Annotated in this window: 8 protein-coding genes; 3 read left to right on the top strand and 5 right to left on the bottom strand. The window is 61.9% G+C overall.

Annotation, left to right across the window (positions count from 1 at the left end):
* Positions 1-97: 97 nt before the first annotated feature.
* Entirely contained in the window at positions 98-1,753 is a 1,656-nt protein-coding gene (locus tag C7K55_RS09930) for an alpha-D-glucose phosphate-specific phosphoglucomutase (protein WP_106632568.1), read from the top strand.
* 49 nt (positions 1,754-1,802) lie between these two features.
* Here the strand turns inward: C7K55_RS09930 and C7K55_RS09925 are convergent, their stop codons facing one another.
* The gene (locus C7K55_RS09925; protein WP_106632567.1) at positions 1,803-2,516 is read right to left on the bottom strand and encodes a GAP family protein; all 714 of its coding nucleotides are present in this window, start codon (positions 2,514-2,516) and stop codon (positions 1,803-1,805) included.
* Positions 2,517-3,047: 531 nt separating this feature from the next.
* Here C7K55_RS09925 and C7K55_RS09920 point away from each other — a divergent pair.
* On the top strand, positions 3,048-3,584 hold the full coding sequence (locus C7K55_RS09920; protein WP_161956158.1) for a potassium channel family protein: 537 nt from the start codon (positions 3,048-3,050) through the stop codon (positions 3,582-3,584).
* Positions 3,585-3,714: 130 nt separating this feature from the next.
* Here the strand turns inward: C7K55_RS09920 and C7K55_RS09915 are convergent, their stop codons facing one another.
* From C7K55_RS09915 to C7K55_RS09900, 4 genes are read right to left on the bottom strand one after another with little or no spacing between them, the layout of a single operon-like run.
* Positions 3,715-4,158, bottom strand: a complete 444-nt coding sequence (locus C7K55_RS09915) for a hypothetical protein (RefSeq protein WP_106632565.1) — start codon at positions 4,156-4,158, stop codon at positions 3,715-3,717.
* A complete protein-coding gene (locus C7K55_RS09910) occupies positions 4,158-7,460 on the bottom strand; it encodes an efflux RND transporter permease subunit (RefSeq protein ID WP_106632564.1) in 3,303 nt (1,100 codons plus the stop codon). The genes C7K55_RS09915 and C7K55_RS09910 overlap by 1 nt, the downstream gene beginning before the upstream one ends.
* Before the next feature lie 9 nt (positions 7,461-7,469).
* Entirely contained in the window at positions 7,470-8,606 is a 1,137-nt protein-coding gene (locus tag C7K55_RS09905) for an efflux RND transporter periplasmic adaptor subunit (protein WP_106632563.1), read from the bottom strand.
* Between the two features lie 50 nt (positions 8,607-8,656).
* Positions 8,657-9,766: an efflux RND transporter periplasmic adaptor subunit gene (locus C7K55_RS09900; protein WP_106632562.1), complete on the bottom strand. Its 1,110-nt coding sequence runs from the start codon at positions 9,764-9,766 to the stop codon at positions 8,657-8,659.
* 58 nt (positions 9,767-9,824) lie between these two features.
* On the opposite strand from C7K55_RS09900, the gene C7K55_RS09895 reads away from it, so the two are divergent.
* Complete coding sequence (locus tag C7K55_RS09895) at positions 9,825-12,119, top strand: AAA family ATPase (RefSeq protein ID WP_106632625.1); 2,295 nt, start codon at positions 9,825-9,827, stop codon at positions 12,117-12,119.
* The last annotated feature ends 61 nt before the right edge of the window (positions 12,120-12,180 follow it).

Genomic DNA, 12,180 nt, shown 5'->3' with positions numbered 1-12,180 from the left:
TCCCCATTCAACTGCCTTCCCTTGGAAGCTAGTCAGTTCTGGAAAGGTGACAAGCCAAGGCTAATTTGGTGCCCCAGTGCCCCTGTGGATTCGGCCGATGACCAGCAGTAATCCCTTGAGCATTCGGCAGATTTCCCTGGCCCAGCCTTTCAGCGACCAGAAGCCCGGCACCTCCGGTCTGCGCAAGAGCAGTCGCCAATTCCAGACGCCCCACTACCTAGAGAGCTTCATCGAAGCGAGCCTGCAGGTGCTGCCAGGCGTGGCCGGCGGCACCTTGGTAGTGGGAGGTGACGGTCGCTACGGCAACCTCGCAGCCATCAGCGTGATCGCCCGCATGGCCGCCGCCCATGGCGTGGCCCGGCTGATTACCACCACCGGCGGCATCCTCTCCACCCCAGCCGCCTCCCACCTGATACGTCAACACGGCGCCGTAGGCGGGGTGATCCTCTCGGCCAGCCATAACCCCGGCGGCCCCGATGGCGATTTCGGCGTCAAAATAAACGGCGCCAACGGCGGCCCCACGCCGGAATCGATCACCGACGCGATTTACGCCGCCACCTTGGAACTAGGCGGCTATCGGATCTGCGCAGGCGGCAGCGATCCCGACCTCTCAACGCCAGGGCTCAGCAGCATTGGCGACCTGCAGGTTGAGGTTATTGATGGCGTCGACGACTACGTAGCGCTGATGCAGCGCCTGTTCGACTTCGACCAGATCGGCGATCTGCTGCGGGGCGACTTTCCGATGGCCTTCGATGCCATGCACGCGGTGACCGGCCCCTACGCCAGCCGGATCTTCGAAGAATTGCTCGGCGCTCCCGCGGGCACGGTGCGCAACGGCATCCCCCTGGAAGATTTCGGCGGCGGCCACCCCGATCCCAACCTCACCTACGCCCACGACCTGGCCGAGCTGCTAATGGGCAGCGATGCCTACAAGTTCGGTGCCGCCTGCGATGGCGACGGCGACCGCAACATGGTGCTGGGGGCGCGCTGCTTCGTGAACCCGAGCGACAGCCTGGCGGTGCTCACCGCCAACGCCACCTTGGCCCCGGGCTACGCCGATGGCCTTGCCGGTGTGGCTCGCTCAATGCCCACCAGCGCCGCCACCGATGTGGTGGCAAAGGAGCTTGGTCTGGCCTGCTTCGAAACGCCAACGGGCTGGAAATTCTTCGGCAACCTGCTTGACGCGGGGCGGATCACCCTTTGCGGTGAGGAGAGTTTCGGCACGGGTTCAAACCACATCCGCGAAAAAGATGGCCTCTGGGCGGTGCTTTTCTGGCTGCAGATCCTGGCCAGGAAGCAGGCGCCGGTGAGCAGGATCATGGCCGAGCACTGGAGCCGTTTCGGCCGGCACTACTACTCTCGCCACGACTACGAAGCCATCGCCAGCGAGGCCGCCCACGGCCTCTACAACCGCATCAAGGAGATGCAGCCCGCACTGGTGGGCCAAAGCTTCGCCGGCCGCAGTATCGCTACCGCCGACGACTTCGCTTACACCGATCCGGTGGACGGATCTCTCACAAGCGGCCAAGGCCTGCGTCTGCTGCTCGAAGATGGCAGCCGAGTGGTGCTGCGCCTCTCCGGCACCGGCACCCAGGGAGCCACCCTGCGGGTGTACCTGGAGAGCTATGTGCCCCCTAGCGGCAACCTCAGCCAGGATCCCCAAATGGCCCTCGGCGAGCTGATCACGGCAATCGACGGACTGGCCGAAATCAAGACCCGCACGGGGATGGATCGCCCCACCGTGATCACCTGAGGGCCGCCCCTTCCCCCTTGGGGCTTCACCAGAGCCCGTTGCTTCTCGCTCACCCCAGATGCAGGCTCTCGATGCCCTGCCAGCCCAGATAGAACGCCAGGGCCACGCTCACCAGACCCACCAGCAGGTCGCCTTTGGCGAACAACCACTGCTTGCCCCGCTCCAACAGCGCCAGCACGCGCTCAGGGCCGGCCAACAGCAGAGCCAACAGCGGCATCAACAGCAGGCTGGCGCTCACCAGGCTGAACACACCCGTGGCGAGCAGTTCTGTGCCCGTGCCCAGGCCGGCAGCCAACAGGCTGCCGGCCGTCTTGGTGAACAGAAACAGAGCGTCGGGTCTGACCACCTCCAAGGCAGCACTGACCGCCAGCAGCAGCGGCAGCGGCATGGCGCAGAACTGGTCGAGTTTGCTGGTCCAACCCGGGGGCTCTGCGCTCCCATCCCCTTTGTTCAGCAGTTCCTTCATCCCGAGCCCCAGCAGGACGCCTGCGGCCACCAGATCCAGGCCGGTGCGGTGGCTGCTGCCCTTGTCCATGCCGAGGAACAGTCCATGGCCGGCGGTGGTGAGCAGCGATACCACCAAAACGGCGGTGATCAGCCAACCGGCTACAAACCAACCGCCCCGCTGCAGCGGCCGGGGGCCGAGCAACAGCAACAGCAACAGACCGATGTGAAGCGGCGAGAAGCCGATCGCCAGGCCGAAAGCGGCCAGCTCACCAAGCAGGGCGCCGAGGCCCTGGCTGGCAGACCCAGGATCAGCCATGTCAGAAATCAGTGTTGCGAAGAATCATCTCCTTCGCCAACCGATAAGGGAAGTCCCGGACACAGACGCTGAGGCTGGGTTGCATCAGGCCCGCAGTCTTGGTGCTCCGTCGGTCGCAATGGGGGAGCCCAGAGACCACCTCGGCGCCAGCCGAGGAAGACCTGGACGATCAAAATAACTGTTCAATAAACCCATCATTAAGCCCAGGACGCGCTAAAGAATTCAGGCTGCCCACACACAACACTCTACGAAGCGTGAATCCAGGGGATTGGCGCAGATGCTCACAACGTCGGCGGCCTGGATGCAATCAAAGATTCAAACGAACTGGAACGGACGCATGAAGCCGTTGATTCTCGCGCCGGAATCCATCAAAATGCTCGCAGTCCCCATGCCACCGCTATGCCGAGCTCCTGCCCCTGGATTCCTGGCATGTTGGCCAACATGGGAATCGCAGTGGCTCTCTAGCGATTGGCTGATGCCATTCACGACAAGTAACTTCGAGGATTGACTGGTCAGATGAGGTGGAAACACATGAAATGGGTGCTACTGGGCGGAGCATCAGCGGCCGGGATCGTCTTAAGCAACTATCCAACGACGCCCCAGCTTTTGCGCTGCCCTGAGATCGGCAGCCTCCCGGGCATCGTGCTGGGAATGTTCATTGCCACAACAATCATCCATACAGTAGTGACATCCATACAGGCAGACCTGGTTCACTCAAAAGGTCTCAGCGCCTGGCGCTCAACAAGCAGCGGACGGCGCCACTTGCTGATTGCCATTGGCGCACTCATGACGGCGGCCACATTATTCCTGGAAATTCTCCTCTGGGCATGGGTCTATCGCCACGTCGGCGCGATTCACGGCTTAGAAGAAAGTATATATTTCTCCGGCATTACATTCACAACAGTTGGCTATGGAGATGTCACGCTGGCAAAATGTTGGCAGTTATTAAGCGTGGGAGAAGCTGTGAACGGGGTCTTGATGGCCGGATGGAGCGCCGCTCAACTGATTTTCCTTGTCCAGAGGATGATGACCTTGAGCTCACAATCCGAAGGGACAAAAGCGGATTAACCCAAGACGTTTAATCAATATCAAATTCACTATTGGCCATATGCATCTGGCCACCACAGGCTTCCGCGTTATTCAATGTTCATCGCACCAACAGCATCCAGGCCAACTCCCTACGAGCAGCAATAAAGGCTCAAGCCGCTGTAGAGCCAGTCCCGCGATCGACGGAAGAGAGATAATGAAAGTGACTGGGCCTAGACCAGTACAAAGCAAGAGGAATTGCAACCAACTCGTTGATCAACATGGCACGGGTGTAGGAGGGCAATCCAATTTCGCCTTGGCCAAGCAGCCACAGTTGAACAATCAAGATCTTAAAAACCCCAATCCACAAAACCACTCGCAACCAGTCAAGAGCCTTCAGAGACTTCCCGTTTGCAACAGCAAACATGGCGAGCAGGCTGGCAAGCGAAACCACAATGCCCACAAGGCGGTGGAGCACAAGCTGCTCGACACCAGGGACTGAAGAGAGCCGCAACCCGGATACAAAAAAGGCCAAACAAATGGCCTGATGGAAATAGACAATCCTTGTCATCATTCCAAACCCCTTGGGCTTTGACTGGCGAGACTCAGCAGCCATCAATCTTGTCCAGAGGTGGTAGGAACAACCACGGTTCGGGAGTCACCTTGGCCACCCTCCCCGAACCAACGCTCCTCCAGCTGCTTGATCAGCACATAGAAGGGAGGCACCACGCCCAGGGACAGCACAGTGGCCACCAGCAGGCCTCCAAATATCACGGTGCCCAGCGACTGCTGGCTGTTGGCGCCAGCGGTGGTGGCCACCACCAGCGGCAGGAAACCGGCCAACGAGGCAATAGCCGTCATCAGGATCGGCCGCATGCGGGATTCGGCAGCTGCCATGGCCGCCTCAACGATGCCCATTCCCTCCCCCAGATGCTCCTCGGCCACCTCCACAATCAGGATGCCGTTCTTGGCCGCAAGACCGATCAGGGTGACCAGACCCACCTGGGCATAGATGTTGAGATCGATCGAGCGCAAAGCCAGGAACACCAGGGCACCCAGCATGGCCAGCGGCACCGTCATCAGGATGATCACCGGCGTGACGTAGCTCTCGTACTGAGCCGAAAGCACCAAATAAACAATCAAAATACCCAGGCCAAATACCAGCACGCTGGCGCTACCAGCTGATAGCTGCAACGAGGCCAGGCCCGTGAAGGCATAACCGATGTTATTGAAATCCAGCTTCTTGAAAATCTGCTGAATAGCCGTGAGGGCCTGTCCCGAGCTCTTGCCGATGGCCTCAGCGCCCTGCACCAGAATGGTGCGGTACAGGTTGTAGTGGCTGATCACCGGCGGCGCACTGGTGAGATCAGACGAGGCAAACTCGCTCACCTGCACCAGCTTATTGTCGCGGTTGCGAACGTAATAGCTGAGCACATCCTCTAACGTACTGCGCCCCGACGCCTCGGACTGCACATAGATGTTGCGCACCTGCCCGTTCTCATAGGTGAGTCCGGAATAGTTGCCACCGGCGAGCACAGCGATCGTCTGCATCGCCTGCTGGAAGTCGATATTCAGAGTACCCATGATCGAGCGATCAATCGTGAGGCCAAAAGCCGGCGCGCTGGGAATGAACTGGGTGTAGAGGCTGGAAAACTGATCCGAGGCAGTGCCGGCGGCCACCAACTCCTGGGCCAGACGATCGAGCTGGTTGAAGCTGTAGGAGCCGTTGCTGAGATCGTTGAACTGGAAGTAGAAGCCCCCCTGGGCCGAAAAGCCCGGAATTGCCGGGGGCTGGGCGGCCACCACCAGACCGCTACTTATTTTGGAGAGCTTGGCATTGAGCCGCGCCACGATGGCCGGGGCCTTCTGATCGGCCCCACTGCGCTCCTCCAGGGGCTTCAGGCCAAAGAAAAACACCCCCTGATCCGGGCTGGAGCCGTTGAAGCCGTAGCCACTGATTACCGAAGCCGCGGTGATATCGGGCTCCTGCTTGAGCACCTTGGCGATCTCCTGGCCTGTCTGCTGGGTGAGGGTGAGGGAGGCACCGTTCTGCAGCTGGAAGATCCCCACCCCGTAGCCCTGATCTTCCTCTGGAATGAACGCCGAAGGCAGAGCAGAAAACGCCAGAGCGGTGAGCACGATGCCGCCGATCAACCCGGAGAACACCAGTTTGCGCTTGCGGATCAGCACCCCCAGCAGCTCGGCATAGCGCTGCTGCAGCCAGGCAAAGAAGCTGTTGAAGCGATCAAAGATCAGGGCCAGCCGGCTGCCGGCGATGCCGAACAGCACCACCCCGAACACATAGGCACCAGGGCCGAAGGAGGCCGCACTGAAGCGACCGAAGGCCAGACCCACCACCACGCCCCCGATCGTCCAACCCCAACCCTTCGGCTTCGGGGGCTTCTCCTGCTTGAGGATCAGGGCCGACATCATCGGCGAGAAGGTGAGGGCGTTGAAGGTGGAGATGGCGATCGAGAAGGCGATCGTGAGCGCAAACTGCTTGTAAATAATCCCGATGCCGCCCGGATAGAAGGCCACCGGCACGAACACCGCCATCAACACCAAGGAGGTGGCAATCAACGCGCCGATCAGGCTGCCCATGCACTCCATCGCCGCCTTGCGCGGGCTCATGCCACTTTCGAGGTTTTTGGAGACGGCCTCAATCACCACGATGGCGTCATCCACCACCAGGCCGGTGGCGAGCACCAAGCCCAGCAGGGTCAGCTGGTTGATCGAAAAGCCAAACGCCTTGATGAAGGCAAAGGTGCCGATCAGGGAGATTGGAATCGCCAGGCTGGGAACCACCGTGGCGCGCCAGTTCTGCAGAAACAGGAACAGGATCACCAGCACCAGCACGATCGCCAGGCCTAGGGCATCGGTCACACCACTCACGGCCGACTCGATGAACTGGCCGATGTTGTAGATCTGCGTAACGGTGATCCCCGCAGGCACGGTCTGGGAGAACTGGTCCATCACCGCTACGACCGCTTCCGACACATCCAGCGCGTTGCTCTCGGGGGTCTGGAACACCGCCACGGTGATCGCTGGGTTGCCCTCAACGCTGACGGCCTGCTGGGCAAATGTATTGAAGCCGTAGGTGGCCTGACCCACATCCCGGAGCCGCAGCAGGTTGCCCTGGGGTGACTTGCCCACGATCAAATCGTTGAGCTGCTCCACCGACATCAGGTTGCCGTTGTCGGCCACCAGGATCGGGTAGGCGAAGAGCTGGTCTCCTCCGGCTGGCGGGCCACCGATCAGACCGCCAATCGCAACACTGTTTTGACTCTTGACAGCATTAACGATCTGATCGGCGGTCAATTGGTTTGCCGTGAGTTTGTTGGGGTCAACAAACAGCCAGAAAGCTGGATTGCTACCGCCCAACATGCTCACCTGGGCGACGCCGGGAACCCGTTCCAGTTGGTAATAGAGCTGCTCATAGATGAGGCCATTGATATAAGGCGAATCAAACTGTCCCTCGGTTGAGGTCACCTGATAGGCCAGCAGGATCGAGGGCGTGCTCTGCATCACCGACACCCCCGTGGCCGACACCTGCTGCGGCAACTGGGGCATAGCCAGGGACACGCGGTTCTGCACGTTCACCTGGTCGATGTTGATATCCGTGTCTTCGTTGAAATAAACCTGAATGATGCTCTGCCCCGTATTCGAGCTAGTGGAGGAGATATAGGCGGCACCAGGCACACCGTTGATCTGCTGCTCGAGCGGATTGGTCACCGCCTGTTCGGTCACCACGGAGTTGGCCCCGCCGTAGTTGGCCGTCACCTGAATCAGGGGCGGCGCGATGTTGGGGAGGTTCTCAATTGGCAGGGTTGGGATCGCGATGATGCCCATCAGCACGATCAAAATGCTGCAAACGGTCGTCAGAACCGGCCGTTTGATGAAATTATCGGAGAGCGACATGGGTGATCCTCAGTTCACACCCGGCTGGGCAGCACCGGCCAGCTTCACCGGCATGCCGGTGCGCAACAGGGCCGTGTTGCTCACCACCACCTGGTCTCCGGCAATCAGGCCAGAGAGCACGGGATAGCGGTTGTCCTGCAAGGTGCCGAGTTTCACCGGCATCTGCACCACGATCGGCGTTTCCGCCGGCAGGGCCTCCAACTTCTGCTTCTGGGCGTCGGGAATCTGGGTGGAGGCCCGAATCTTGGCGAGCACCTGCTTGAGCCGAAAAATGCGGTAAACGAAGGGCTGCTGCGCTTGCATCATCACGGCCTGCACCGGCACCGAGAGCTGGCGGGTGCTGCCTGTGATGATCCGATTGCGCACGTACTGGCCAGTTTTGAGCTTGCCGGTGAGGTTGGGGAAGGAGGCCTTCACCAGCACCGTGTTCGGCGACGACTGGTTGCCGCTGATGCCGAAATAGGGCGAGATGAATACCACCTTGCCTGTGCTAATCACCGGCGGAATTCCCTGGGACTTGAGCTCCACTGGCTGGCCCAACTGCACCCGGGAGGCCTGGGTGGCCGGCACATCCATCAGGGTCCAGAGATCGCTGTTGTCGACGATGCCGGTGATCGCCTGCCCTTGGCGGATGTAATCGCCGAGCTTGACGGTGTCGAGGTCGCCGATCTCCCCACTGATGGGAGCGGTGACGTATTTGTAGCCCAGGTCCGCCGCTTTTGCGCGCGCCTGGTCGCGGGACTGAATTGCCTGGGTGACGTAGAAATCGCGGTCCTTGGTGGACACGGCGCCCTGCTCATTGAGGAAGATGTAGCGCTCCGCATTAACCAGATCCTTACGGGACTCGGCCTTGCTGGCATCGAGGCTTGCCGATTGCTGCACGTTGTCGAGCACCAAGATCGGCTGGCCCGCCTTCACCCGCTGCCCCTGGGTGGCCAGGATTTTGACGACCCGGCCATCCACCTCGGGACGCAGGGCCACGTCGGTGGTGGACTCCAGCTGGCTCATCACGTCGATCGACGGACTGAAACTGGCCTCACCGATGGTCTCGGCCTGCACGACCAGAGGCTGCCGGGCCACCGGCTTGGCGGCGCAGCCCACCAGCAACACACCCACCAAGGACAACGCCGGAACCGCGCGAACCACAAAAACTAGGCATGTGGATAAATTATAGAGTTCATGGGAATTCGCCCAATTCAGCGTCGACCCTGCTGGGCCAGCTGCACTGGTGCCCCGTGGCGAAGGTTGAGCAGGCCAGCGGTAATCAGCCGATCGCCTTCCTGAGCGCCGCGCTCAAGTGGATAGAGGGTTCCCTGCAGATCTCCTATCTGCACTGGAGTTTGCAAGGCAAACAGGGTGCCTCTCGGCAACCGGCGCAGCTCGGCGATGGGGGCCTTGCCCGGCCGCCGCTCCAGCTCAGCCAAGCTACCCACCAAATAAATAAATGGCTGTCCTACCAACCGGGTCACCGCGGTGAAGGGAACGGCCAACTCCTGGCGCCGATCCAGCACCAAGCGCGTGCGACTGCGCTGGCCGTTGCGCAGGCTGCCCCGCGGGTTAGCAAACGACGCCTTCACCAGCAGCGTCTGAGTTGGGGCGCTCACCCCCGGATCCACCGAGATCACCGGGCCCTCCGCCAGGGGCTGGGAGCTGGAGGCGGCCAGCAGCAGCACCCGCTGGCCAGGCCGAACACGATCGGCATAGGTGGCGGGTACGTCGATGCGGGCCAGGAGATTGGCGTTGCGGATCAAGCGGGTAATCGGCACGCCCGCGGCAATCACATCGCCCTGCTTGACGCGCAAATCGGCCAGCGTGCCGCTGATCGGCGCCCGCAGATCCTTGAAGGCGAGATCGGCTTCCCTGGCCACCAAGGCTTCGCGGGCAGCTATGAAGGCCTGGCGAAATTCATCCCGCTGCAGGGCACTGGCAGCACCTTGTCGGGCTAGATCCTGATAGCGCTGGTAATTGAGGCGGTTGGTCTGCATCTGAGCGCGCAGGCTGGCCACCTCAGCCCTGAGCTGGGCCTGGTCGAGCACCAGCAGCAGCTGGCCCTGGCGCACCCGATCTCCTTGACGCACCAACAATCGCTGAATGCGGCCCCCCGCCTGGGCCGCCAGATCCACCTCCTCCTCTGCCTCCAGGGTGCTCACGGTGTCAAAACTGGCTTGAAATTCAGCAGTTTCCAGGCGCTGGCTCTGCACCACAGGCAGCCGCGGGGCTGGCTCGCGCCCCTGCTGACACCCCACAACCAGGGCAGAGGCCATCGCCGTGAGAATCAAAAAGGGGGAAACAACAGGGCGGAGCATGGTGTGATGGTGGAACGGGCGCGCCGCGTGGCCGGAGCGTATCGCCGGCGGCCCGATGATGGACTCAGAACGGCGCTGCGGCGACCTCGTGAGCGACCTGTTCAGCCATCAACGCGACATAACCCTGGCCCGGGTCGCACCCCTGGCCGACCGGCTGCGGCCCCGCAACCTTGATGACTTCGTCGGTCAGGAGTCGATCCTCGGCGTAGGGCGCCTGCTACGCCGCGCCATCGCTGCAGATCGAGTCGGCAACCTGATCCTGCACGGCCCGCCGGGGGTGGGCAAAACCACCCTGGCCCGGATCATTGCTGGCAGCACCAGGGCCCACTTCAGCAGCCTCAATGCCGTACTTGCCGGCGTCAAGGATCTGAGGGCCGAGGTGGACGCAGCCCAGCAGCGCCTGGCGCACCATGGCCTGCGCACCACCCTGTTCATCGACGAGGTGCACCGTTTCAACAGTGCACAACAAGACGCCCTGCTGCCCTGGGTGGAAAACGGCACGGTGAATCTGATCGGAGCCACCACCGAAAACCCCTTTTTCGAGGTGAACAAAGCCCTGGTAAGCCGTTCGCGGTTGTTTCGCCTGCAACCGCTTGAGCCAGCACACCTGCGCCAACTGCTGGAACGGGCCCTGCGGGATCCGGCAGTGGGCTATGGCGAACGCTCGATTGACTTAGCCGCAGCAGCGGCCGACCACCTGGTTGATGTGGCCGGCGGCGATGCCCGCAGCTTGCTGAATGCCCTGGAGCTGGCGGTGGAGACCACTCCTCCCGGTGCTGATGGCTCCATCAGGATCGATCTGACCATCGCCGAGGAGTCGATTCAGCAGCGCGCGGTGCTCTACGACAAGCAGGGGGATGCCCACTTCGACACAATCAGTGCCTTCATCAAATCGTTGCGCGGTTCCGATCCAGATGCGGCCCTTTTCTGGTTGGCCCGCATGGTGGAGGCGGGCGAGAACCCGCGCTTTATCTTCCGGCGCATGTTGATCGCTGCCGGGGAAGACATCGGCTTAGCCGATCCCCAGGCCGTGGTGGTGGTGGAAGCCTGCGCGGCCAGCTTTGAGCGAGTGGGATTGCCAGAGGGGCTTTACCCGCTGGCCCAGGCAGCTCTCTATTTGGCGGGAGCGGAGAAGAGCAACAGCTTGCTCGGTTTCTTCGATGCCCTAAAAAGCGTGCGCAGCGCCAACCGCCAACAGGTGCCCGCCCACCTGCGCGATGCCAACCGTGATGGCCAGGCTTTTGGCGATGGAGTGGGCTACCGCTACCCCCATGCCTACGCCGAGCACTGGGTAGCCCAGCAGTATTTGCCTGGCGCACTTCAAGGTGAGATTTTCTGGCAACCGGGCAGCCTGGGCTGGGAGGGCCAGAGGCGCGAGCGCCTGCAACAGCGACGGGCCGCCCAGCTGGCGGCTGCCGCTGAGATGGCGGCGGATCAGGGCGACGTGCTTAGCAGCAGTCCGGAAGATCCCCAGCTGGAGCGCTGGCTGCAGCGGCAAGCCGCCGCCGAGGGAGAACGACTCGACACCCTGAGACATCGCTTCTGGGCAGGCGTGATCTGGCAACGCCAAGCGCGGGTGCTGGTGCTGGAAGCGAGGTCGTTGCTATGGGCCCTTGATCCCCTGGCCGCTACGCCCGAGGGCGGGGTAGTGATCACCGTGGCCCAGGCCTCCGACCGGGAGCGGCTGCAAGCCCAGCTGAAGGTGCTCGACAGCCTGCGCCAACCCCAGCTGCTGCTGGTGCCTCCCAAAACCCCTGCCGCTCTTAACTCCCAGCTCGAACCGCAACTCGCCCTTGACTCCGGGGCCCGCTTCGACTGGGTGATAGCGCGTCAACCCTGGCAGGGCCTCAGCGCCGAACAAATCGCGGACTGGATCAGCCAGGCTGGCGCGCTGCTGGGCCAAAACGGCCAATGGCGCCTGCTGTTCAGCACTCCCCAACTCGGTCCAGCAGCAGGCCTGCGGGCCCTGCTCGGCAAGGCAGAAACCTCCCTGCAAACCTTGCTGGAGGAGCTAACTCACCTGGAGGGGCAGCGACTGATCCAGGCCCAGAGCACCGGCCTAATCAGCCAACGCAGCTTGATCGCCGCGGGATGGCAAGTGCAACAGGAGCAGTGGCAGGAATCACTCCAACTCGAGCTGACTGCCGAGCTGATCGAACGCTGGCTGGCCCCGGCCAGCTCCTATCTCGAAGCGATGGCCGTACTCCGGGGCAAGCCCCTAGCCAGTGATGCCGTGCAAAGCCTGCGAGAAGCATTCAGCCGTCTGCTGGGCCAGCCCATGCCCCAGGCACTTGAGCACACCTTGGTAAGGGCAAGGCGTGCAGACGCACTGCAAACACCCCTAAACCCATAAAAAAGCCCCGGCGCAAGCCGGGGCAGCTGAGGTGGCGCGAATCGCCTAAGGCGAGTCGAAC

The organism is Cyanobium usitatum str. Tous (assembly GCF_003011885.1).
Taxonomy (GTDB): Bacteria; Cyanobacteriota; Cyanobacteriia; order PCC-6307; family Cyanobiaceae; genus Cyanobium_A; species Cyanobium_A usitatum.
The sequence above is the reverse complement of the archived record's forward strand: the minus strand, read 5'-3'. Positions and strand labels throughout refer to the sequence as shown.

What these genes read in the sequence shown, in the direction of transcription:
- C7K55_RS09925 (WP_106632567.1), bottom strand. Translation starts at nt 2,516, where the DNA reads ATGGCTGATCCTGGGTCTGCCAGCCAGGGCCTCGGCGCCCTGCTTGGT.
- C7K55_RS09895 (WP_106632625.1), top strand. Translation starts at nt 9,825, where the DNA reads ATGGACTCAGAACGGCGCTGCGGCGACCTCGTGAGCGACCTGTTCAGC.
- C7K55_RS09920 (WP_161956158.1), top strand. Translation starts at nt 3,048, where the DNA reads ATGAAATGGGTGCTACTGGGCGGAGCATCAGCGGCCGGGATCGTCTTA.
- C7K55_RS09910 (WP_106632564.1), bottom strand. Translation starts at nt 7,460, where the DNA reads ATGTCGCTCTCCGATAATTTCATCAAACGGCCGGTTCTGACGACCGTT.
- C7K55_RS09915 (WP_106632565.1), bottom strand. Translation starts at nt 4,158, where the DNA reads ATGGCTGCTGAGTCTCGCCAGTCAAAGCCCAAGGGGTTTGGAATGATG.
- C7K55_RS09930 (WP_106632568.1), top strand. Translation starts at nt 98, where the DNA reads ATGACCAGCAGTAATCCCTTGAGCATTCGGCAGATTTCCCTGGCCCAG.
- C7K55_RS09900 (WP_106632562.1), bottom strand. Translation starts at nt 9,766, where the DNA reads ATGCTCCGCCCTGTTGTTTCCCCCTTTTTGATTCTCACGGCGATGGCC.